Source organism: Bacillus cereus group sp. MS39 (assembly GCF_040448665.1).
Classification (GTDB): domain Bacteria; phylum Bacillota; class Bacilli; order Bacillales; family Bacillaceae_G; genus Bacillus_A; species Bacillus_A wiedmannii.
In genome coordinates this window covers 1,417,274-1,440,876 of sequence record NZ_CP123058.1, presented here as the reverse complement: position 1 = coordinate 1,440,876, position 23,603 = coordinate 1,417,274, and the positions used below count along the sequence as shown (strand labels likewise).

Below are 23,603 nucleotides of genomic sequence, written 5' to 3'. Positions count from 1 at the left end.
CGAATAATCCCTCTTTACTTTTCAACTTTTAACGTTTGTAAGTATGCATTTAATGCATCAACTTGATCATCCGTTAAGTTGCCATATTTACCAGTCATTTTATTTCCTGGTTTCATATTTTCAGGATCTTTCAGCCATTTTTTTAAGTTTTCTTCATTGTTTTCGGCAATACCGGCAACCATATCGCGATCCGCAAAGTTTGCTAAGTTTGGTGCGATACGAGCGGAAGGTGGTCTACTATCATTAGATCCAACTGCGTGACAACCAATACAGCTTTTATTAAATATTTCTTGGCCCTCTTGCGCCTTTGTTGAAGCTACTTCTTTCTTCCCATCAATCTTCTTCATATCAGCAAGCCACTTTTTGTACTCGCTTTCATCTAAAGCTTTCACTTTGAATTGCATTAAAGAATGTGATGGGCCGCAAAATTCTGTACAAAAACCATTATAAGTGCCCGATTTATCTGCCTTTAACCACATTTTGTTCACATTGTCTGTATTTGTATCCATTTTCCCAGCTAAAGATGGAACCCAAAACGAATGTTTAATATCGGCACCCTTCAAATTCAAATACACTTTCTTACCTGTGGGGATGACTAAATCTTGAGAAGTTACTATTTTTTCTGATTTATAAGAAAATTCCCACCAATAAAGATTCGCTGTTACATCAACAACGATAGTATCTTTATCAATATTCTTTTTCTCCATCGCACTTACATCAGCAAGTTTGAATGTATATGTAACCGTCGGAACAGCTAAGATTAACAAAAGAATAATCGGAATAACTGTCCAAATAATTTCTAGTTTGTGATTCCCTTCAACTTGCTCTGGAATATAATCTTCCTGACCTTTCTTTTGTCGGAAACGCACAATTACATATAAGAAAATAATAGTAACTACTAGTACTACTCCTACCATAATCGCAGTTGCTAGTAAGAGCAAATCATATTGCATTTTTGCTACTTCTCCTTGCGGAATTAAAGTAGATTGAAAGGCTTTACCGCATCCCCCTAACAGTAAAGCCAGCAGTGAAACGAACGAAAGCAGTCGCCACTGTTTCTTCATACAAACAACCCCCACTTTCCTTGTGAATTAGATTGTACTTTATAGTTAAGTAAAGTAAATCTCAACGTAAAGAAATCCAATTATGTCGTTGTCTTAGAAGAATGTAACTACAATCATTGATACAAATAAGATTGTTAAATAATTTAGGGAATAAACAAACATTTGTACGGACCATTTGATGTCATCTTGCTTACGGAAGCCATAAAATCCTAAAACGATCCATCCGATGTTTAACAATGTTGCAATTACCATAAATGTTATCCCTAGTCCACTCATATAAAATGGTAGTGGTAATAAACATACTGTCCAAATCATAATTTGGCGTTTCGTAATTTCAAATCCATGAACTACAGGAAGCATTGGAATTCCTGCATTTCGATATTCATCAACACGTTTCATCGCTAATGCGAGGAAATGTGGGATTTGCCAAATAAACATAATTAAAAATAACATCCAAGCAATTGGATGGCCTAAAGATGGATCGATTGCTGCCCATCCAATTAAAGGTGGAACTGCTCCAGATATACTACCTACAACAGTATTTAGTGTATACTTTCTCTTTGTCCATAACGTATATAAGACAACATATGTGAAAGCACCAATAAATCCCATTAATACTGCCATTGGTGTTGTTAATAATAAAAATACAAATCCAAGAAGTAATATAACTAGTCCAAATGTAAGTGCAAATCCCGGTTTATACTTCCCAGTAACTGTTGGACGGGTTTTTGTTCTTTCCATTAACGGGTCGATGTCTCGATCAATGTAGTTATTTAAACAACATACCCCTGCCATAATTAATCCAGAACCAACGATTGTAAAGAATAACTTATCCAGATTATCCATCACACTTAATCCATTAAAATGTAATGCCAACCAAAATCCTGTAAATACAGTAAGTGTATTTGAGTTTACAATCCCCATTTTAACGAGCGCTGATAAATCTTGTAGCCGAGTTGTTTCCGGTACGCTTGTAACAGCTGACTCATCATGCAGCTCACTTGTTGCATGGCTCATCACTTTAACCCCCTCTTAAAACTTTCATCTTTCTTTTTGCGCCTATTTCGAATGAAATATTTCGCTTCTATATAGCAATATTATTACAGTAGAAATATTGTTAATCCATTCTACTACTAATCTACGCCCATACTCCAATATATTAAATCATATTTCCCGAACATTTTGTGAAGAAAACATGAACTTTTTGTGTCGAATATAAAAACTTAATTCTTACTTGTCCTTATCATAACATGATGTTACCTTCTATAATAAACTTTTTTGTCATATTTAACACGTATTCTCCCCATATCTTTTCAAAATAGCCTGTTTTTCACCTAAAAATTCCCTTATATATCCTATTTCCACACCCATTTTCTCTCCCCTGTCTGCCCCCGCCATTTCTTTGCTATTTTATTATTTTTTATATATCATAGGAACTAGCGCTTTTTATTCTATACATAATGGAATGAAAATATTTCGCAATAACTTCATAGCAGAAAGATGGTGAAATAGATTGCAACGCTTTATTAAATGGTTAGCAGTCATTACGAGTCTTGATTTATTAATAGTTTTACTAGGAGGCGCCTTAGTTACAAAAACAGGTTCTGGCCAAGGGTGCGGTAAATCATGGCCACTTTGTAACGGTGAATTTGTTCCATCTAATTTATCAATGGAAACTATTATTGAACTAAGTCACCGCCTTACATCAGGATCAGCAGGAATTCTTGTCACTCTCCTTTGTATTTTGTCCTGGAAATATTATAAACATGTGCGCGAAACAAAAACGTTAGCAATTTTATCCTTCGTATTTTTAGTTGCGCAAGCATTAATGGGAGCGGCAGCAGTTGTTTGGGGACAAATGCCAGCTGTACTTGCTATCCATTTCGGTATTTCCTTAATTTCATTTGCTTCTGTCATTTTATTAACGTGTCTTATCTTTGAAATTGATCAGAAATTTGATGCACGTTCACTTATTATGGACAAAAAAATGAAATTTCATATTTATGGTGTAACAATTTACAGTTATATTGTCGTCTACACAGGTGCTTTAGTACGTCACGAACGAGCTAGCTTAGCCTGTCCAGACTTTCCTTTATGTAGCAAAAATAGACCTATGCCAACTCAACTACATGAATGGGTTCAAATGGGACATAGAGTTGCAGCGATGTTAATTTTCGCTTGGATACTATACGCGATGATTCTCGCTATTCGCCATTACAAGCAGCAGCCTGTCGTATACTGGGGATGGATCATTTCATTTATCCTTGTTACACTTCAAGCTATCGTAGGAATTTTAGTCGTATTTACAAATGCTAATTTAGTAATGGCATTATTACATTCACTATTCATTTCTTGCTTGTTTGCTGTACTATGCTATTTAGTTATGTTAGGTACACGAAGTAAAGTGAATGCAAAAGAAGCTGAATCAACTTCTAAACAAACAAAATAAATTCAAATTAAAATACCTTGCTGAATTGGCAAGGTATTTTTTGCAATAAAGTGAAACTTTAAGCAGTGGGGGCTTCATCCCCCACTGCTTATTAGCCCGCACCAATCAGGCTTTTATGGGCAGTTGATCCCCCATCTAACTTCTTTGTTTTCGCTGAATTTTGAGGCGGGTGTCTTACTGTCCGGCGAATAGCGGGATAAAGAAAAAGAGCTGCATTTACACAGCTCTTTTTCTTTTTTAGTGATCTAATTCAATGAGTAAGTCACCCGTTTGAATTGCATCTCCATCGTTAACATATACTTTTTTCACTTTACCATTGAACGGCGCTTGAACTGTCGTTTCCATTTTCATCGCTTCTGTAATTGCCATAGAATCGCCTTTTTTCACTTCATCGCCTTCTTTTACAACTACTTTAATAACCGTTCCCGGCATTGTTGCACTAATGTGGTTTGGATTTTCACGGTTTCCTTTCACACGTTGTGCCACTGTTGCTTTCACACTTTCGTCTTTCACAACAATCTCACGTGGTTGACCGTTAAACTCCAAGTAAAGAATACGATTTCCATCTGGCTGAGGCTCTCCGATTGATACTAGTTTAACCATCAATGTTTTACCTTGTTCGATTTCCACATTAATTTCTTCACCAAGTCTCATACCATAGAAGAATGTCGGTGTATCAAGCACAGACACACTTCCATAAAGCTCAGCAACTTTTTCGTAATCCATAAATACTTTTGGATATAATGCATATGCAACAACATCAAAAATCGTCACTTCGCGTCCAAGCTTATGGAATAGCTCTTCTTTTAACGCGTCGAAATCTACTGGCTCTAATAATTCACCCGGTCTTACTGTTAATGGCTCTTTCCCTTTTAAAATAATTTCTTGTAACTTTTTCGGGAAACCACCATACGGTTGTCCTAAATCTCCTGAGAACATTTCAACAACAGATCCTGGGAAGTCCATAGAATGCCCACGCTCTAAAACATCTTGTTCTGTTAAGTGATTTTGAACCATAAATAATGCCATATCACCGACAACTTTAGATGATGGTGTTACTTTAACAATATCGCCAAACATGTCATTCACACGGCGGTACATTACTTTCACTTCATCGAAGCGATCTCCTAAACCAACCGCTTTCGCTTGTTGTTGTAGATTACTATACTGTCCGCCTGGCATTTCGTGCATATATACCTCTGTATGAGGTGCATTCATACCACTTTCAAACGGTGCGTAGTATTTACGTACATCTTCCCAATAATGAGATAGTTTTTCTAATGAATCTATATTAACGTCTGGCTGTCTTTCGTTTCCACCTAATGCATAGTATAGCGTGTTCGCACTTGGTTGTGACGTTTGACCAGCCATAGAACTTACTGCTACATCGACAATGTCAACACCTGCTTCAATTGCCTTTGTATACGTTAATATACCATTTCCACTCGTATCGTGTGTATGCAAGTGAATCGGAATCGATACCGTCTCTTTTAATGCAGAAACTAAATCATATGCCGCATTAGGTTTTAATAAGCCTGCCATATCTTTAATTCCTAATATATGTGCTCCTGATGCTTCTAACTCTTTTGCTAAGTTTTTATAATAATTCAAATCATATTTACTACGTAACGGATCATGAATATCTCCTGTGTAGCACATTGTTGCTTCTGCAATTTTACCAGTATCTCGTACAGCATCAATCGCAACTCTCATACCTTCTACCCAGTTTAAGCTATCAAAAATACGGAAGACATCAATTCCAGCTTGAGCAGAACATTCCACAAATTTTTGAATTAAATTATCCGGATAGTTTTTGTAACCAACTGCGTTTGAAGAACGAAGTAACATTTGGAATAAAACGTTTGGCATTTTTTCACGAAGATCTAGTAATCGTTCCCATGGATCTTCCTTTAAGAAACGATATGCAACATCAAACGTTGCACCACCCCACATTTCCGCTGAGAATAGGTTCGGTAACATTCTCGCTGTTGGCTCTGCAATTTGATGTAAATCTTTTGTACGAATACGAGTTGCAAGTAATGACTGATGCGCATCACGGAATGTTGTATCCGTTAAAAGTACACGGTTTTGATCTTGTACCCATTTTACTAATCCATCTGCTCCACGCTCGTCCAAAATTTGTTTCGTTCCATTTTGGATTGGCTCTGAATGTAATACATTCGGTATACGAGCATCCGGGAAAATTGGTTTCTCTTTTTTCCCTACTCCTGGGAAGCCATTTACTGTTACTGAACCAATGTAATTTAACATTTTCGTTCCGCGGTCTTTACGTTTCGGGAACAAGAATAGTTCAGGTGACACATCAATAAACGAAGTATCATATTCTCCTGATAAGAAGTTTTTATGTTTTACTACATTCTCTAGGAATGGAATATTTGTTTTAATACCACGAATACGGAATTCTTTTAAGTTACGTTCCATTTTTGCAGCAGCTTGTTCAAAAGTAAGCGCCCATGTTGTAACTTTTACAAGTAAAGAATCGTAGTACGGTGTAATAACTGCACCTTGGAAGCTATTTCCTGTATCAAGACGCACACCGAAACCACCGCCTGATCGGTACGCCATTATTTTTCCTGTATCCGGCATAAAATTATTTAGTGGATCCTCAGTTGTTACACGAGATTGGATTGCAAATCCATGCACAACTACTTCCTCTTGCTTCGGAACACCTACTATTTTACTATGTAATGCATGTCCATCAGCTATTAAAATTTGCGATTGAACGATATCGACTCCTGTAATCATCTCTGTAATCGTATGTTCAACTTGAACACGCGGATTTACTTCAATAAAGTAAAACTCATCACCTTTTACAAGAAATTCTACTGTTCCTGCATTTAAATAGTTTACATTTTTCGTTAATTTCACAGCAGCATCACAAATACGATGACGTAAATCATCTGAAAGCGACACACTTGGTGCAATTTCTACAACTTTTTGATGACGACGTTGTACAGAACAATCACGCTCATATAAATGTACAACATTGCCCTCTTCATCTGCTAAAATTTGAACTTCTATATGTTTAGGTTTTTCAACGAATTTTTCAACGTATACTTCATCATTACCAAAGGCTGCTTTCGCTTCTGACTTCGCTCGATTATACGATTCTCTTAATTCTTCACTAGTACGTACAATACGCATACCACGACCGCCACCGCCAAGGGAAGCTTTAATAATAATCGGGTAATCATACTTTTCAGCAAATTCTTCGACTTCTTCTATTGAATTTACTGGCCCATCACTACCAGGAATAACTGGAATTTGTGCTAGCTGCGCTTGTGTTCTTGCTTTCACTTTATCTCCAAACATATCTAAATGCTTACTCTTTGGACCAATAAAGATAATCCCTTCTTCTTCACAACGTTTTGCGAATTGAATATTTTCTGACAAGAAACCATATCCAGGGTGGATTGCATCTACATGATTACTTTTCGCAATCTCAATAATGCCCTCAATATCTAGATAAGCATCAATTGGCTTTTTCCCTTCCCCAACTAAATAGGACTCATCGGCTTTATAACGATGATAAGAACCGCTATCCTCTTTAGAATAGATTGCAACTGTTTTTAATCCAAGTTCCGAACAAGCTCGAAACACACGAATTGCAATCTCTCCACGGTTAGCTACCAATACTTTTTGAATACGTTGCAGCTTTGTCATGATTTTCCCCCTCTACTTTCCTACCACTCTAGAGATAAAATATATACACACCATAAAGAGCGTGAAGTTCTTCACTTTCTACATTATATTATACTTAGAAAGCTTCACTTTATTTTTATCCATCATACCTTATTTTTTAACAAATGATAAGTTTTCTGATCAATTTGTTTCACAAAAATAGTATAGCATACCTCTTCCTTTTCTAACAACTTAATTGTATATCACATTTAATTAAATGTGATATATTTTTTAATATATATATCAATTAATGTATCCTATTCAATGTTTCTTGAACATAAAAAAACACATCACGCTCTAAAGCACAATGTGTTTTTTATTTTACTACAACAAGACGCGGTCCATCTTGCTCTCTTTCTTTCATTATCTCATTTTGTTGTTTCTCTTGTCGTTTTACATGACTAGCAATATTTAATAATATACCCATCGAGATTAGATTAGCCAATAAAGAACTACCACCATAACTAATAAACGGTAAAGGTACTCCTGTAAGTGGTATTAATCCAGACATACCACCAACATTAACAAAAGTTTGTATCCCAATTAAACTTGCAATTCCGATTGCAATTAAACTTCCAAATGGATCTTTACACTTTTGTGCTACTCTAAACGAACGAATGATAATAAGTAGTAAACAGATTAAAATGATAGCTACACCTATAAAACCTAGTTCTTCAGATATAATTGCCATAATAAAATCCGTTTGCGGCTCTGGTAAGTAGCCATACTTTTGTATACTATTCCCTAATCCTCTACCACCTAATCCACCTGAGGCAATTCCAATAAATGAATTTATTAGTTGAAATCCATCATTTTGCGGATCACTAAATGGATCAAGAAAAACTGAAAATCGAGCTTTTTGGTATAGACTTAATTTATAGTTTCCAATAAAATACAACGCCGGAATCCACACGACAGATGTTAATAAAAATCTTTTAATCCACAAGTTAACATTAACTCCTGAACAGAAGAACATAATTAACACTGTTCCACCTATTAATATGTCGGTCCCTAAGTCATTTTGTAATAAAATTAATACCATCGATCCACCGACAACAAATATAGGAGGTATTATCCCTTGAAAAAAAGGGGTTTGCCTCTCTTGTTTCTTAGCAAAAAAACTTGCTAGCGTAATAATAACTGCTATTTTTACAAACTCAGCTGGTTGTATACCTAGTATCCATCCTTTTGCACCATTGATTACCTTACCGAAAAGAAAAGCTGCTGCTAGTAAGCCCAGACTCCCTAACCCCATCGCTGTAAGAACTATTTTTTTCCTCCAAAATTTGTAAGGAATTACAGCGACAATCACTAGTATTACTGTTCCAATAGCAAGAGCAACTAATTGTTTTTTAAAAAAGTGATCTGCTGGCCAGTTATATTTCGACGAAATCGCGACAATGGAACTAGAACTATATACCATTATAACTCCCAACACACATAAGATAACAAGAGGAAGTAATAATGAATAATCCATTGATTTCCATACTCTTTTCATTTCATTTCCTCTTTCTGTTTCAATTTAATTATTGTTGTATTCCATATGTACATTGATTCTTCCTGCTTTATTATACAAATAAAAAGCCCAAACTATTTCAGTTTGAGCCCCCCTATTTGAACCCGTTATTGTTGTTTGTTCGTAAATGCTTCATGAAGTGCAGATAACTCACGTTCAAGCTCTCCTAACATTGCTTTCCCTTGTTCTTCTGCAATAAGACCAAGGCGAACTGCAAAATCGACCTCGCGGGATAGTCCAAACATTTGTGTGTCTAACACTTCTTCATATAATGGACATTGCGGCATTGTAAGATTGTCCATTTGCACCTTAATAAGTCTTAAAATCTTCTCCGCATCCGCTTGTAGAAGGGCTAGTGCCTTTTCCTGATGATTTGATACTGTCTCAGACGCCAAATTGATTCCCTCCGTTTCCGTCCTACTCTCTCCTATCTATTAATATTAGCGATAGTTTTAGTAAATTGCAATAGAAACATTTTTTGTGACAACCGTGTCTAATGCTATTATACTGAAAAGTGGGAGTATAACACAAATGGGGGAACAACAATGAGCGAAATTTTATTTATTAATGGAAAAGTTCGTTTTCCAATCACTATCGATCCAACTGTTTGGATCTTTGATGATCGAAAAGTAGATTTGACAACTTACTTTGATGAAACAAGAGAAAACACTTCAGAACTAGAAGCTTATTTAAAAAACACTTCAGAGCATTGGGATCGCGAAATCCGTGATGGTGCTGCGTTTCCACCGATACAACAAAGTGTAAAGAAATATAAAAAAGAACAACTAATTACCGGAACGTTCGGTATACCATTTCATCCATTTCTTGCTAACGCCGAAACTTCAGAGGACGCTACGCAAGTCGAAATTGAAACAGTAGATCAAACAATAATACTTCCATTAGAAACTGTAGCAAATGCTATTCTTGGTTTTTCAAAAGAAGGAAAGCCATTAAAAGAGGATGGACCTGTTCATCTATATTACAATGATGGATCTAATAGACAAAATCCAATCCGTAACATCCGTAAATTTACAATTATTTAAAGTGTATACTTGGAAGAAAAAGGAGTGAGCCTCAGCTCACTCCTTTTATAATAAATCTGCTGCAAGTTGAGCTAAATTAGACCGCTCCCCTTTAACAAACTTTACATGACCACTAATACGTTGCTCTTTAAACTTCTCTACAACATATGTTAAACCATTATTATATTCATCCAAATACGGGTGATCAATTTGCTGAGGATCTCCCATTAATACAATTTTACTTTTTTCTCCTACCCTTGTTAATATCGTTTTCACTTCATGCTTCGTTAAATTTTGTGCTTCATCAATTATAATGAACTGATCTGGAATACTTCTCCCACGTATATAGGTAAGGGCCTCTACTTCAATCGAACCCATTCCAGCTAAAATAGCATCTAACTCTCCTGGCTTTTTCGTATTAAATAAATACTCTAGATTATCAAAAATCGGTTGCATCCATGGTCTTAACTTTTCTTCTTTTTCTCCTGGTAAATAACCGATATCTTTTCCGACCGGAACAATTGGCCTTGCAACGAGTAGTTTTTTATATAGTCCTAAATCTTCCGTTTGCATGAGTCCTGAAGCCAACGCGAGTAATGTTTTTCCTGTACCAGCTTTCCCCGTTAACGTTACTAGCGGAATATCTTCACGAAGCAACAATTCTAATCCCATAATTTGTTGCACATTTCGTGGTCGTATCCCCCATACTTGTTCATTGTGAAAAATAAGTTTCTTTACCTTCTTACCTAAATGATCCACAATGCCAAGTGCTGAACTAGATCCCCCTAATGCATCTTTCATTACTACAAACTGATTTGGATAAAAAGGGTGATTTGCAATTTCGGATAAAGGCAATTCACCTTTTTCATAAAAATAATCTAATTGCTCTTTTGATATATACCCTTCTAAAAATCCTGAATATATATTATCTACTTCAATTACACGATCACTTAAATAATCTTCCGCCTTCAAACCAATTGCATCAGCTTTTACCCTTACGAGCACGTCTTTACTTACTAAAATAACAGACTTCCCGTCCTCTTTTTCTTGTTCTTCTAAAGATAGATTTTTTGCTACAGCTAAAATTCGATTATCATTCGTTTTTTCTACAAAAATATCTTGTAGTTGAACAAATGAACGATGATTTAATTCAATACGAAATGTACCGCCGTTTTCTAACGGAATACTTTCATGCAGCTTTCCTATTTCACGAAATTTGTCTATTAGCTTAGATACATAACGAGCGTTTCGTCCTACTTCATCCATATAACGTTTTTTCGAATCAACCTCTTCTAATACAACTGCTGGAATCACTACTTCATTTGTTTCAAATGAAAAAATAGATAAAGGATCCTGCAAAAGTACATTCGTATCTAACACATAAATTTTATCCAACCTGTTACCCCCTGACTCCACTTTTAAATTTGTAGAACAAGGGTTTCATCCATAAAATATGGACGAACCATTGTTATAATTATATGTACCGTATAAACGAGGTAGAATCGAAATTCATAGCCATGAAACCTTTTATTTATTTTTTATTCATTTCTATTCAATATATTACTTTTAATTATAATTATTAACATAAAATCACAATAACTGATTACAAAAGTTAATAACTTATTTTCTTATTTATCACATTTATAATTCTTTTATTCCTACTAACACTTGGTTATCCAGCTTTTTCGCTGCGCGAATATCATATGTTTTTTCATAGGTTGGCTCAGTTGCAAGCTTCGCTCCATAAAACATAACATCACGTACTTCTTGTACATTTACTTCTATTACAGTTAATTTTAGAGGAATGCCTTCCATTCTATCAGTCAAAATTTCACCTGCACCACTTATGGAAAATACGGATTCATTCGCCATTATAGTCAATACTAGCCCAGTACTATGCCGTATATTTTCCACAATACGTGAACGTTGATCTACTGCAAATCGAATACTAGTTTTACTCACTGCATACACCCAAGAAATAGCACTTACGTTAGGAACTTGTTTTTCGAAGTCTGTTGTTGCTACCATAACAATACATTCTTTACGTAACGTTTGTACTAAATCATCTGTTAATGTAGGATCTACTACATTCGCCATATTTCCACCTCCAAATATAATTAGTATATCCTTATCATAACTTATTTTTCGAATTGCGAAAATATTATTTTTTCCCGCTATTATTCAAAAATATTACACTTCCATGATATACTTATACTGATAGAATTCGTATTGAGGTGACGAAATGAGAGTCAAATGTATGATTTGTGATAAAAAAGATATGTTAGATGATGAAAATCCTATGGCAAAAAAACTACGTAACCGCCCTATTCATACATATATGTGCATGGAATGTTCGGAACGAATTGCAGAACGTACGATGGAACGTCATGCAAGTGGTAATTTCCGATTATATCGTGATAAAAAAGTCGAAGACGATTGGTAAAATGTAAATAAGTCCTTAATCATATAGATAAGGACTTATTTATATTTTTCAGGTTCACGATTCATTTGATCCAAAAAGCAATCAATAGCTTCTAACGGAAACCTCGCAGATTTTCTTTCTCCATTCATTTCATATGTAATCAAATACATTTCTTCATTCTTTTTAACTTCCACATTCTTTAATTTATGTTCCTCATATATCATATTTTGAAATAACAAATACGTTTCTTTTGCAGCACGATCATCTGGACGTGCTTCGGCAACTGTTTTAATTGTTAACCAATTATATAATGCATCTTGTACTGAACGCATAAAACTCCCCCCCTCATCCTGCTTTTTGTTGTCTCGCTTGACGTAAACGCAACCTATAAATCCCAAGTACAATTGCCGCTACAACAAGGCCCTCTCCAACAGGTAAAAAAACTGCAAAGAAAGTTAAAACTGTACACCCAATCGCTAACGATATATATATCACTATATTTTTTATTATTGATAGTTTTCTTGCAAAACCTAAATTATACACAAGTGCACTTAATATAATAATGATGCCATATAGCAACCACATCCCTAGTTCTGGATTTTCATCAACTTTACATAATTTCGCAAAAAACGACATTCTTTCTAACATCATTCATCCCCCTTTCTCACAAGAAACAAATTTTATTTATGTACTTAATACAAGAGTAACCCGCAAAAAAAATACTGTCCACAAAAAAGAGTAAATATTCCAAAAATAAATACAATAAAAAAACAGCTACCCCTCAAAGGTAGCTGTTCTATTATTTTACGCTTCTACAGATTTCTTTTTCTTAGCAGCTCTTTCGCGCTCGCTCTTATCAAGAATCTTTTTACGTAGACGAATTGATTCTGGAGTTACTTCACAGAACTCGTCATCGTTTAAATACTCTAATGACTCTTCTAAAGTCATTAAGCGTGGTTTTTTCATTGTTGAAGTTTGATCTTTCGTCGCAGAACGAATATTAGTTTGTTGTTTCATTTTTACAACGTTAACTGTTAAGTCATTCTCACGAGTGTGTTCTCCAACAATCATACCAGCATATACTTCTGTACCTGGTTCAACGAAGATTACACCACGGTCTTCAACTTGCATAATACCGTATTGTGATGCTTTTCCTGTTTCAAGTGAAACTAGAACACCTTGGCGACGTCCACCAACTTGTCCAGCGTGTACTGGTTGGTAGCAATCGAATGTATGGTTTAAAATACCGTAACCACGAGTTAATGTTAAGAATTCTGTTGTGTAACCAATTAAACCACGTGCTGGAACCATGAAAGTAAGGCGAACTTGACCGTTTCCGTTATTCACCATATCTAACATTTCACCTTTACGTGCACCCATAGATTCCATAATAGAACCAGTGTATTCTTCAGGTACATCGATTTGCACGCGCTCTACAGGCTCACATCTTACGCCATCAACTTCTTTAATAATTACTTCAGGCTTAGATACTTGTAGTTCATAACCTTCACGACGCATGTTTTCAATTAGGATAGATAAATGTAATTCCCCGCGTCCAGATACGATCCACGCATCAGGAGAATCTGTATTATCTACACGTAAACTTACATCTGTTTCTAATTGTGAACGAAGACGCTCTTCAATTTTACGAGATGTAATGAATTTACCTTCACGACCTGCAAATGGGCTGTTATTTACAAGGAATGTCATTTGTAGTGTTGGCTCATCAATACGTAATAATGGTAAAGCCTCTTCATGCTCAACCGGACATACCGTTTCACCTACGTTAATGTCTTCCATACCTGAAACAGCTACTAAATCTCCAGCTTTTGCTTCTTCAATTTCTTGACGTTTTAATCCAATGTAACCAAATAATTTCGTTACACGGAATTGTTTTACAGTTCCATCAACTTTCATTAATGCAACTTGTTGTCCTACTTTCATTGTACCACGGAATACGCGTCCAACTCCGATACGACCAACATAGTCATTGTAATCAAGAAGTGCTACTTGGAATTGAAGTGGCTCTTCGCTGTTATCAACTGGTGCTGGAATATGTTCAATAATTGTGTCAAACAATGATTTCATATTCTCTTCTTGATTTGCTGGATTTGAATCTAAGCTTGCTGTTCCGTTCATTGCTGATGCAAATACAACTGGGAACTCTAATTGATCTTCGTTTGCACCAAGTTCGATGAATAAGTCAACTACTTCATCAACTACTTCATCAGGGCGAGCGAAGTCACGGTCAATTTTGTTTACAACAACGATTGGAGTTAAGTTTTGCTCAAGAGCTTTCTTTAAAACAAATCGTGTTTGTGGCATACAACCTTCATATGCATCAACAACAAGTAGAACACCATCAACCATTTTCATGATACGCTCTACTTCTCCACCGAAGTCAGCGTGACCAGGTGTATCTAAAATGTTAATTCTTTTATCTTCATAGTGAATCGCAGTATTCTTCGCTAAAATTGTAATACCACGTTCTCTTTCTAGATCGTTTGAGTCCATTGCGCGTTCTTCAATATGTTCATTCGCACGGAACGTCCCCGCTTGACGTAATAACTGGTCAACAAGTGTTGTTTTACCATGGTCAACGTGGGCAATAATTGCTATATTTCGTAAATCTTGTCGTTTTTTCAACATGTCCAACTCCTAATGTCTTTTTAATCCTTCTCTATTATAAGAGCGAAGGGGATACAATGGCAATCAAAATAAAATCAAGAATGAAAATATAGTTGTATTCTTACTTTTGTGAAAGTAAAATGAGATTGGAGGGTGAAGAAATGGAACACATTCAATATCGCTTTTTATTAACTGCAATTATCGGTGTTATTTTCTTAATTGGTATCGGCATTATGGTTGCTGAAAATAGTCCCATCGGTATTATTATTTGCATTATCGGCACATTTGTTACAGTTGGATACGGTTTTGTAACAAAAAGAAAAATGCGTAAATCGAAATAACGTCAAAAAGTAAGAAGCGCTTATACAGCCTCTTACTTTTTTTGTTACTCCGCTATAAATCGTAACAACTCTTCATACACTCCTGGTTTTGCAACTAATACGCTGCTCTTCTCTACGATAGAAAGCGGGGATCCAGAAAAAGTTGTCACCTTGCCTCCAACTTCCTCTACAATTATCTGTCCCCCACCAAAATCCCATGGTGATAATCTCGGCGTTACATATGCATCTATTCTTCCTGTTGCAACGTATACCATCTCTAACGCTGCACAGCCATATGATCTCGTGCCTCTTGCTTTCTTAACCAGTGCCATCATACTTTCCTTATTAAGCATTGGATTGTCGGTAAGCCATATCGCATTTACAGCTACAATACCTTGCTCTACAGTTCCTTTTTCCAATAAAGGTATTGGTACTTCATTACAAAATGCTCCAGCTCCCTTTACCGCATGGTATAATTCATCATGAACTGGATCATAAATGAGTCCAACCTTTCCGATACCGTTCTCATAAATTCCAATTGAAATTGCGAAATTTCTTTTTTGATGAACAAAGTTCATCGTGCCATCAATTGGATCAATTAACCAAACAACCCCTTCAGAAGAAGTTACCTCATCTCCATAACCTTCTTCTCCTAAAATATTATGGTTCGGGAATGTTTCTTTAATTTTCCCAATTAAAAACTGTTCTATTTCTCGGTCCATATTTGTTACTAAATCAGCTGCATTGGATTTCGTTTCTATAATAAGTGCTTTTTCCATTGATGCCATTAAAAACTCTCCTGCATCTCGAATCCACTGTTTGGCGTGTGCATCGATGTCTTTCCATACTTCTTGCATGTTTAAACACTCCGATCTATACTGTTCACAGAAAAAACGAACCCTTTATAAGGTTCGCACCAACTAATTTTTTATACATATACTATTATTACGCTTCTAAACGAATCATTTCAAGTCTTAACACTTCTAACTTTTGTACACACTCTTCTTTTTTCAGTTTATCATTTTCCATCATCGCATCATATAAAGTTGCTAATTCATAATCTAGCTCCAAACGTAGCACCGGTATTCTCTTTTCAGCATCTGTTCTCTTTAACGCATTAATCACCTGTCTCATATTATTTGCCTCCTCCCAATATTCGTCTGCCCTCGGACTAGAATTGATTCAATTTTCTGATTTTTTGTTTTATACTATACTATGTTGGATAAATCATCTATGCAACAAAATTATATTTTTTTATTTAAATTTTTTTTGTGCTGTTTTTTTTATGAATAGTACAAGCTATGCTAAAATAAAAGCAAAATAGGAGTTGGAGGAACAATCATGACACTACAAACATTCAAGTCAACTGATTTTGAGGTCTTTACAGTTGATGGTCTCGAAGAACGAATGAGTGCAATTAAAACGAACATTCATCCTAAGCTGGAAGCTTTAGGGGAACAGTTTGCAACGTATTTATCCAAACAAACTGATGAGAACTTTTTTTATCATGTAGCAAAACATGCACGTCGCAAAGTCAATCCACCAAACGATACTTGGGTTGCTTTTTCAACAAATAAACGCGGATATAAAATGCTACCACATTTCCAAATTGGATTATGGGGTACTCATGCCTTCATATACTTTGGTTTAATCTATGAGTGTCCACAAAAAGTGGAGACGGCTCACGCCTTCTTAGAACATTTAAATGATTTAAAAACAAATATTCCAAATGACTTCGTTTGGTCCATTGACCATACTAAACCAAGTGTAAAATTACATAAAACACTTGAAACAGAAGACTTACAAAAGATGATTGAACGTCTAGCTACTGTGAAAAAAGCAGAATTATTAGTTGGTATTCATATATCACCAGAGGAGTTTTCAGCAATGACCAACGAACAATTCCTTGCTAAGATTGAATCTACGATGCAATCACTCCTTCCTTTATATGCACTTTGTAATCGATAGTAGAAAACGGACAATTTATATTGTCCGTTTTTAGTTGTTATCACATTATATCACTTCAGTTTTCATTTTTCAAAATATTTTTACATTTTAACGAGCTTTTGTTCTTCCGTTTCTTTCGCCCTTTGAATCGCACGGTATATAGAATATCCACTTACTTCTTGAAACTCTTTATCAATTTTCTTCTCTTCTGCTTTAGATGGAACAATCTCTTTAAAACGACGATATAATCCCATTAATTCTTCTCTTATAATTCCTTTTTCGTATGCTTTCTCAATTGCTTCATAAAACTTCACAATTACAACCATTTCCTCATTTGACCAATCATAATCTAACGGATATTGATATTCCATTTCGCACCTCATTTATCATTTCTTCTTATTTCGATATGCTATCTTAAAGGGATTTTTTCTTCTTCACTATAGCCACTTTGCATTATACACTATTTATTCATTGTGATGGAATTGTCTTCCTCTATAAGTTAATTGGAAATAACTATTTAACATACTCACTGTAAAAATATTTTTTTCTATACATCTATAATTATTGGTGATATAATGCTTTTGTTTTATAGAAAATAAAGTGAACCTACCATCTCAAAAATGCTTTTGTGATTGGCAGAAAAACAAGTCTCATTCTAAAAAGCACTTAACTTTTTTAGAACAAGATTATATAAAACAAACTCTAATAAATATTATGAAAAAGAAGGGGTGTATAGATTGTCCCAATACGAAACACCATTGTTTACCGCTTTAGTTGAGCACAGTAAGCGAAATCCAATTCAATTCCATATTCCTGGTCACAAAAAAGGACAGGGCATGGATCCTACATTTCGCGAATTTATTGGGCATAATGCATTAGCAATTGATTTAATTAATATTGCGCCGCTCGATGATTTACATCATCCGAAAGGTATGATTAAAGAAGCACAAGATTTAGCAGCCGCTGCATTTGGTGCAGATCATACTTTCTTTTCTATTCAAGGTACAAGTGGTGCAATAATGACAATGGTGATGAGCGTGTGCGGTCCTGGTGACAAAATCCTAGTGCCACGAAACGTGCATAAATCAGTAATGTCAGCTATTATTTTCTCAGGTGCAAAACCGATTTTCATGCATCCTGAAATCGATCCAACACTTGGTATTTCACACGGAATCACAATTCAATCTGTCAAAAAGGCACTTGAAGAGCATTCAGATGCGAAAGGCTTACTTGTTATTAATCCAACATACTTTGGCTTTGCTGCGGACTTAGAACAGATCGTCCAATTAGCGCATTCTTATGATATCCCTGTACTAGTTGATGAGGCTCATGGAGTTCATATTCATTTTCACGATGAATTGCCGATGTCAGCGATGCAAGCCGGTGCAGATATGGCAGCAACAAGTGTTCACAAATTAGGAGGATCTTTAACGCAAAGTTCTATTCTTAACGTGAAGGAAGGCCTTGTGAACGTTAAACATGTTCAATCTATTATTAGCATGCTTACGACGACATCAACTTCTTACATCTTGTTAGCATCCCTAGATGTTGCTAGAAAACGTCTTGCTACAGAAGGAACAGCACTCATAGAACAAACAATACAATTAGCGGAACAAGTTCGTGATGCTATTAATGCTATTGAGGATCTTTACTGTCCTGGGAAAGAAATGCTAGGTACGGATGCTACTTTTAACTACGATCCTACAAAGATAATTGTATCTGTAAAAGATTTAGGTATTACAGGCCATCAGGCTGAAGTATGGCTTAGAGAGCAATATAACATTGAAGTAGAACTCTCAGATTTATACAACATACTATGTCTTGTCACTTTTGGGGATACAGAAAGTGAGACAAATACACTTATTGCAGCATTACAAGATTTAGCAGCAACATTTAGAAATAAAGCCGATAAAGGTGTTCAAATACAAGTAGAAATTCCAGAAATTCCAGTGCTAGCACTTTCTCCTCGAGATGCTTTTTATTCGGAAACAGAAGTCATTCCGTTTGAAAATGCAGCAGGTCGTATTATAGCTGATTTCGTTATGGTTTATCCGCCAGGGATTCCAATCTTTACTCCGGGGGAAATTATTACACAAGATAACTTAGAGTATATTCGTAAAAACTTAGAAGCAGGTTTACCTGTACAAGGTCCTGAAGATATGACATTACAAACATTACGTGTGATTAAAGAGTACAAGCCTATCAGTTGATAGGCTTTTCTTTCACCCTTTTTCTCTTTTCCCATACGATATTAAGTAATGTAACGTATAGGTGGGGATACTATTATGATTGTAATAGGCCGTTCTATTGTACATCCTTATATCACAAATGAATATGAGCCATTTGCAGCTGAGAAACAACAAATTTTATCGATAATGGCAGGAAATCAAGAAATTTATTCCTTCCGAACATCTGATGAACTCAGCTTTGATCTAAATTTGCGAGTGAATATTATTACTTCTGCATTAGAACTTTTTCAAAGTGGATTTCAGTTTCGCACATTTCAACAATCCTTTTGCAACCCCCAGTATTGGAAAAGAACACCACTTGGAGGGTTCGAGCTACTACCAAACATACCCCCTTCCATTGCCATACAAGATATTTTCAAAAACGGAAAACTATATGGAACTGAATGCGCCACCGCTATGATCATTATTTTTTACAAAGCTTTACTATCATTATATGAGGAAGAAACTTTCAACCGTCTCTTTGCAAACCTTTTACTTTATACGTGGGACTACGATCAAGATTTAAAGCTCATAACAAAAACGGGTGGCGATCTTGTTCCAGGTGATCTCGTTTATTTTAAAAATCCACAAGTGAATCCAGCTACGATCGAGTGGCAAGGAGAAAATACAATCTATCTAGGAAATTTCTTTTTTTACGGACATGGCGTAGGTGTAAAAACAAAAGAGGAAATTATATACTCATTAAATGAACGACGAGTCCCTTACGCTTTTATTTCAGCTTTCTTGACCGATACTATTACCCGTATTGATAGCCGTCTCATGAGCCACTACGCCTCTCCTAGCACTCCACAGACATCGATAGGATTTATTCCGATTAGAGATGATGCAATCGTTGCAACAGTTGGCCATACAACTACAATTTATTAAAAAAGCGCCTACATATATATGTAGGCGCTTCTTCTTATTTAAGCTTTTGTATGTTCTTTATGGTCACATTCGCAATGAGATCCACATTTTCCGTATAGTACTGTTGATTTTTCATCTTCAAAATGTCCGATTGTTCCTTCACATACTTGGCATACGATTGTTCCCATTTTTCATTTCCCCCTGAGTTTTAATAATAATCTACTTATTTATAATTAAGCTTTCGCCTTGTCTCTATTAGCACAGTCACAATTTGTACCACATTTTCCGTAAAGCACTGTCGTTTTTTCATCTTCAAAATGTCCGATTGTTCCTTCACATACTTGGCATACGATTGTTCCCATTTTTCATTTCCCCCTAAGTTTATGGTCCTAAAAACTTTTAGCTGTCCATTTCCTATCAATTATTGGGCTTTTGTATGCTCTGTGTGATCACATCCGCAAGATCCACATTTCCCGTAAAGTACCGTTACTTTCTCATCCTCGAAGTGTGCAATTGTACCTTCACAATCTTGACATACGATCGTTCCCATTTTTCATTTCCTCCTAAGTTTATAATCCCAAAAACTTTTGTAACCGCTTAACTTTCTGTCTTTATTTTAATATGTTATACTTTTTACGTCAATAGGTTTTTAGTATAACACATTAAATATTTTTAATTTAAATTAGTATGCGATATTCAAACAAAAAAACAGCCATATTTATACGTACGACTGTTTTACATTAATTATTCTTCATATTCCGCATGCAAAGAAGTAGATGGGACTAAAAATTTAAAAAACTGAGCTAACTCTGCTGCTTCCTCTTCTGACCCTAATTTAAAAACTTCCTGTATATGTTGCACATTCTCTACATCATCTCTTCCAAGTAAAGTAGACCTTCCTGTTTGCATACAAACAATGAGCGGCTTTCCAAAAAACATATTTGTATAAATAACACCAAAATCATAACGAGTATCATGTGTCATAAACCCCAAAAATCGTACCTTCACACTTTCATGCTCATCATACAATTTTTCAAACATCGGTTTCCACCTTTCTACATCACCTTTCATTAGTATATTAAACAAAAAAAGGAATACTCCTTTTAATTGTCAAAAAATTCAGTAGGATGTAGAATGATAGTATTCTACTAAGTTAGGAGGAACTTATATGCAACATGCCTTTATTACGCTTGTACCTAAATCCAATCAACAAACTGTTTCAACAGATGATATAAAACAACTTTTTCAGTGCTATAAAACAGTTACTTCCAAAACTGGTGTTCAAATTAATTACGCTTATACAAATACCGCTTTTCCTTATGAAATTTTAGATACATCAGCAACAACATTAAAACTACAAGCTACTCACGATCGATATGACTCCATATATGTTGGTGTTGGTATAGAAAAGGAACAATCTTTTATTCAGATTTCTTTACCACCTAATGCAACATTTGGTGATAAAGGAAAAGCAAATGAATTTTGCCGTTTTCTAGCGAAGAAATTAGAAGGAGAATTACAATTATTTAATGGAAGAACAATGTATTTCTATAAACGTTAATTTAAAAAATAGAATATACAATTAAAAAAAGTATGCAATTTGAACACGTAAGGAATAATGCCTGCTTTCTGATGTGCAATACAAAATATGCGATCACATATGCTAAATAAAGAAATACAAAGAATAGCATTACTTTGTAATGCAACTTATCACCATTTGACAATGATAATACTACGGAAAAACCACTCCATAATAAAAAATGATAAAATATAACATGTAATATTCTCATGGAACCTTCTCCTTTGACATGCTCTATTTTATTAATATATGGGATTAAGTTTGAATCAATTACATATTATACGAAAGCATATATACTACTTTTGAATTAACATATGTTCTAACGATTCATTTAAAGTATTATATATTCATTCGACAAGTACACATAAAGACCTTGCAAGCCATTTTATTAAAATAAAAATAACCCCTCTCTTTAAATAAGAGAGGGGTTATTTTCATTACTTAAATTATTTTACAATGTGAATTGGCATTCCAAGAGCAACTTCAGCTGCTTCCATTGTGATCTCACCTAATGTTGGGTGAGCGTGGATTGTTTGAGCGATATCTTCTGCTGTCATTCCAGCTTCGATAGCTAAACCAATCTCAGAGATAATATCAGAAGCGCCTGCACCTGCAACTTGAGCACCTACAAGAAGACCATCTTCTTTACGTGTTACAAGTTGTAGGAAACCGTCAGTGCTGTTTAATGATAATGCACGACCGTTAGCAGCGAATGGGAACTTAGATACAGCTACTGTCATTCCTGCTTCTTCAGCTTGTTTCTTAGTGTAACCAACAGATGCTAATTCAGGATCAGTGAAGCATACTGCAGGAATTCCGATGTAATCGATTGCTGATGCATGGCCACTAATTGCTTCAACAGCTACTTTACCTTCGTAAGAAGCTTTGTGAGCTAATGGTGGTCCAGGAACGATATCACCGATTGCATAGATGTTTGATACGTTTGTACGACATTGCTCATCGATTTCGATGATGCCGCGGTCAGTCATTTTAACTCCAACTTGCTCAAGACCAATTTCTTGAGTGTTTGGACGACGACCTACAGTTACTAATACGTAATCTGCTTCTACAGTTTGGATTTCACCTTTAACTTCAAAGCTAACTTTTACGCCAGTTTCTGTTTCTTCAACGCCTTTAGCCATAGCTTTTGTATGGATATTTACGTTACCTTTCTTTTGAAGAGCACGTTTAACAACAGAGCTCATAGCTTTTTCGAAACCAGCTAAGATTTCGTCGCCAGCTTCTACTACAGTAACTTCTGTACCGAAGTTAGCATATGCAGTTCCTAATTCCATACCGATGTAACCGCCGCCGATTACAACAAGTTTTTTAGGAATTTCAGGTAAGCTTAAAGCACCTGTAGAGTTGATAACACGTTTAGAGTATTTGAATCCTGGAATTTCGATTGGTGTAGAACCAGTTGCAAGAACAGCATTTTTAAACGTATACGTTTGTGCTGCATCTTCAGTCATTACGCGTAATGTATTAGCATCTACGAAGTAAGCTTCACCGCGAATGATTTCAACTTTGTTACCTTTAAGAAGGCCTTCAACACCGCCAGTTAATTTCTTAACTACGCCGTTTTTCCATTCTTGAACTTTTGTAAAGTCAACTTTTACGTTCTCTGCAGTGATACCCATGTCATCAGAATGCATTGCATTCTCATAACGATGACCTGCATTGATTAACGCTTTTGAAGGAATACATCCAACGTTTAAGCATACGCCACCAAGGTTAGCTTTTTCGATAATTGCTACCTTTTGACCTAATTGTGCTGCACGAATTGCCGCAACGTATCCACCAGGACCTGCACCAACAACGACTGTATCTAATTCAATTGGGAAATCTCCTACTACCAT

Annotated in this window: 27 protein-coding genes; 8 read left to right on the top strand and 19 right to left on the bottom strand. The window is 35.5% G+C overall.

From position 1 onward, the window contains the following. Positions 1 to 14: 14 nt before the first annotated feature. Complete coding sequence (coxB, locus tag QEP67_RS07665; RefSeq protein ID WP_000745279.1) at positions 15 to 1,064, bottom strand: cytochrome c oxidase subunit II; 1,050 nt, start codon at positions 1,062 to 1,064, stop codon at positions 15 to 17. A gap of 93 nt (positions 1,065 to 1,157) precedes the next feature. Then, positions 1,158 to 2,081, bottom strand: coding sequence for a protoheme IX farnesyltransferase (gene ctaB / locus QEP67_RS07660; protein ID WP_000017546.1), 924 nt, complete (start codon positions 2,079 to 2,081; stop codon positions 1,158 to 1,160). A 496-nt stretch (positions 2,082 to 2,577) separates the two neighbouring features. Between ctaB and ctaA the strand changes: the two genes are divergently transcribed. After that, positions 2,578 to 3,513 carry a heme A synthase gene (gene ctaA / locus QEP67_RS07655; RefSeq protein ID WP_001188735.1) on the top strand — a complete coding sequence of 312 codons (936 nt, stop codon included), beginning with the start codon at positions 2,578 to 2,580 and terminating at the stop codon, positions 3,511 to 3,513. Positions 3,514 to 3,750: 237 nt separating this feature from the next. Here the strand turns inward: ctaA and pyc are convergent, their stop codons facing one another. The 3 genes from pyc to QEP67_RS07640 all read right to left on the bottom strand — a co-directional run bounded on the left by pyc (position 3,751) and on the right by QEP67_RS07640 (position 9,126). After that, complete coding sequence (gene pyc / locus QEP67_RS07650) at positions 3,751 to 7,197, bottom strand: pyruvate carboxylase (RefSeq protein ID WP_000164083.1); 3,447 nt, start codon at positions 7,195 to 7,197, stop codon at positions 3,751 to 3,753. 334 nt (positions 7,198 to 7,531) lie between these two features. Further along, a complete protein-coding gene (locus tag QEP67_RS07645; RefSeq protein WP_000832770.1) occupies positions 7,532 to 8,713 on the bottom strand; it encodes an FtsW/RodA/SpoVE family cell cycle protein in 1,182 nt (393 codons plus the stop codon). 125 nt (positions 8,714 to 8,838) lie between these two features. Further along, positions 8,839 to 9,126: a YlaN family protein gene (locus QEP67_RS07640; protein ID WP_000135698.1), complete on the bottom strand. Its 288-nt coding sequence runs from the start codon at positions 9,124 to 9,126 to the stop codon at positions 8,839 to 8,841. Positions 9,127 to 9,276: 150 nt separating this feature from the next. On the opposite strand from QEP67_RS07640, the gene QEP67_RS07635 reads away from it, so the two are divergent. Then, positions 9,277 to 9,774 carry a hypothetical protein gene (locus QEP67_RS07635; RefSeq protein ID WP_001289802.1) on the top strand — a complete coding sequence of 166 codons (498 nt, stop codon included), beginning with the start codon at positions 9,277 to 9,279 and terminating at the stop codon, positions 9,772 to 9,774. Between the two features lie 45 nt (positions 9,775 to 9,819). On the opposite strand, the gene QEP67_RS07630 is transcribed toward QEP67_RS07635, so the two are convergent. Both QEP67_RS07630 and QEP67_RS07625 read right to left on the bottom strand, forming a co-directional pair. Further along, positions 9,820 to 11,148, bottom strand: a complete 1,329-nt coding sequence (locus tag QEP67_RS07630; RefSeq protein ID WP_000358079.1) for a PhoH family protein — start codon at positions 11,146 to 11,148, stop codon at positions 9,820 to 9,822. Positions 11,149 to 11,394: 246 nt separating this feature from the next. After that, positions 11,395 to 11,850, bottom strand: a complete 456-nt coding sequence (locus QEP67_RS07625; protein ID WP_000024571.1) for a pyridoxamine 5'-phosphate oxidase family protein — start codon at positions 11,848 to 11,850, stop codon at positions 11,395 to 11,397. Between the two features lie 145 nt (positions 11,851 to 11,995). Here QEP67_RS07625 and QEP67_RS07620 point away from each other — a divergent pair, with 145 nt between their 5' ends. Next, positions 11,996 to 12,196: a YlaI family protein gene (locus tag QEP67_RS07620; RefSeq protein WP_001995040.1), complete on the top strand. Its 201-nt coding sequence runs from the start codon at positions 11,996 to 11,998 to the stop codon at positions 12,194 to 12,196. A 35-nt stretch (positions 12,197 to 12,231) separates the two neighbouring features. Here QEP67_RS07620 and QEP67_RS07615 read toward each other — a convergent pair whose 3' ends face one another. From QEP67_RS07615 to typA, 3 genes are all read right to left on the bottom strand, one after another. Then, positions 12,232 to 12,507: a hypothetical protein gene (locus QEP67_RS07615; protein WP_001258133.1), complete on the bottom strand. Its 276-nt coding sequence runs from the start codon at positions 12,505 to 12,507 to the stop codon at positions 12,232 to 12,234. Between the two features lie 13 nt (positions 12,508 to 12,520). After that, a complete protein-coding gene (locus QEP67_RS07610) occupies positions 12,521 to 12,823 on the bottom strand; it encodes a YlaH-like family protein (RefSeq protein ID WP_000893656.1) in 303 nt (100 codons plus the stop codon). Between the two features lie 156 nt (positions 12,824 to 12,979). Beyond that, entirely contained in the window at positions 12,980 to 14,824 is a 1,845-nt protein-coding gene (gene typA, locus QEP67_RS07605) for a translational GTPase TypA (RefSeq protein ID WP_000914755.1), read from the bottom strand. A 140-nt stretch (positions 14,825 to 14,964) separates the two neighbouring features. Between typA and QEP67_RS07600 the strand changes: the two genes are divergently transcribed. Further along, positions 14,965 to 15,144: a DUF5325 family protein gene (locus QEP67_RS07600; RefSeq protein ID WP_000400128.1), complete on the top strand. Its 180-nt coding sequence runs from the start codon at positions 14,965 to 14,967 to the stop codon at positions 15,142 to 15,144. Between the two features lie 44 nt (positions 15,145 to 15,188). On the opposite strand, the gene QEP67_RS07595 is transcribed toward QEP67_RS07600, so the two are convergent. Next, positions 15,189 to 15,980, bottom strand: coding sequence for an inositol monophosphatase family protein (locus tag QEP67_RS07595; RefSeq protein ID WP_048565660.1), 792 nt, complete (start codon positions 15,978 to 15,980; stop codon positions 15,189 to 15,191). Between the two features lie 88 nt (positions 15,981 to 16,068). Further along, complete coding sequence (locus tag QEP67_RS07590) at positions 16,069 to 16,257, bottom strand: hypothetical protein (RefSeq protein ID WP_001250166.1); 189 nt, start codon at positions 16,255 to 16,257, stop codon at positions 16,069 to 16,071. A 207-nt stretch (positions 16,258 to 16,464) separates the two neighbouring features. Between QEP67_RS07590 and QEP67_RS07585 the strand changes: the two genes are divergently transcribed. Continuing rightward, positions 16,465 to 17,091 carry a DUF1054 domain-containing protein gene (locus QEP67_RS07585; RefSeq protein WP_000175087.1) on the top strand — a complete coding sequence of 209 codons (627 nt, stop codon included), beginning with the start codon at positions 16,465 to 16,467 and terminating at the stop codon, positions 17,089 to 17,091. Between the two features lie 80 nt (positions 17,092 to 17,171). Here the strand turns inward: QEP67_RS07585 and QEP67_RS07580 are convergent, their stop codons facing one another. Further along, the gene (locus QEP67_RS07580; protein ID WP_000456565.1) at positions 17,172 to 17,441 is read right to left on the bottom strand and encodes a UPF0223 family protein; all 270 of its coding nucleotides are present in this window, start codon (positions 17,439 to 17,441) and stop codon (positions 17,172 to 17,174) included. Positions 17,442 to 17,807: 366 nt separating this feature from the next. On the opposite strand from QEP67_RS07580, the gene speA reads away from it, so the two are divergent. Together speA and QEP67_RS07570 are read left to right on the top strand one after the other, a co-directional pair. Continuing rightward, positions 17,808 to 19,280, top strand: a complete 1,473-nt coding sequence (speA, locus tag QEP67_RS07575) for an arginine decarboxylase (protein WP_000084906.1) — start codon at positions 17,808 to 17,810, stop codon at positions 19,278 to 19,280. 75 nt (positions 19,281 to 19,355) lie between these two features. After that, positions 19,356 to 20,186: a protein-glutamine gamma-glutamyltransferase gene (locus QEP67_RS07570; protein ID WP_000635322.1), complete on the top strand. Its 831-nt coding sequence runs from the start codon at positions 19,356 to 19,358 to the stop codon at positions 20,184 to 20,186. A gap of 38 nt (positions 20,187 to 20,224) precedes the next feature. Here QEP67_RS07570 and QEP67_RS07565 read toward each other — a convergent pair whose 3' ends face one another. From QEP67_RS07565 to QEP67_RS07550, 4 genes are all read right to left on the bottom strand, one after another. Further along, positions 20,225 to 20,353 (bottom strand): GapA-binding peptide SR1P, encoded by a 129-nt coding sequence (locus QEP67_RS07565; protein WP_000536796.1) that lies wholly within the window; start codon positions 20,351 to 20,353, stop codon positions 20,225 to 20,227. 45 nt (positions 20,354 to 20,398) lie between these two features. Then, positions 20,399 to 20,527, bottom strand: a complete 129-nt coding sequence (locus tag QEP67_RS07560; RefSeq protein ID WP_000536801.1) for a GapA-binding peptide SR1P — start codon at positions 20,525 to 20,527, stop codon at positions 20,399 to 20,401. 59 nt (positions 20,528 to 20,586) lie between these two features. Further along, entirely contained in the window at positions 20,587 to 20,715 is a 129-nt protein-coding gene (locus QEP67_RS07555; protein WP_000536778.1) for a GapA-binding peptide SR1P, read from the bottom strand. A 194-nt stretch (positions 20,716 to 20,909) separates the two neighbouring features. Continuing rightward, the gene (locus QEP67_RS07550) at positions 20,910 to 21,206 is read right to left on the bottom strand and encodes a DUF3055 domain-containing protein (RefSeq protein ID WP_033656384.1); all 297 of its coding nucleotides are present in this window, start codon (positions 21,204 to 21,206) and stop codon (positions 20,910 to 20,912) included. 127 nt (positions 21,207 to 21,333) lie between these two features. On the opposite strand from QEP67_RS07550, the gene QEP67_RS07545 reads away from it, so the two are divergent. Beyond that, entirely contained in the window at positions 21,334 to 21,726 is a 393-nt protein-coding gene (locus QEP67_RS07545) for a DUF1885 family protein (RefSeq protein ID WP_001163317.1), read from the top strand. 1 nt (position 21,727) lies between these two features. Here QEP67_RS07545 and QEP67_RS07540 read toward each other — a convergent pair whose 3' ends face one another. Further along, entirely contained in the window at positions 21,728 to 21,955 is a 228-nt protein-coding gene (locus QEP67_RS07540; protein WP_001221352.1) for a hypothetical protein, read from the bottom strand. Between the two features lie 235 nt (positions 21,956 to 22,190). Next, positions 22,191 to 23,603, bottom strand: a complete 1,413-nt coding sequence (gene lpdA / locus QEP67_RS07535) for a dihydrolipoyl dehydrogenase (RefSeq protein WP_000260106.1) — start codon at positions 23,601 to 23,603, stop codon at positions 22,191 to 22,193.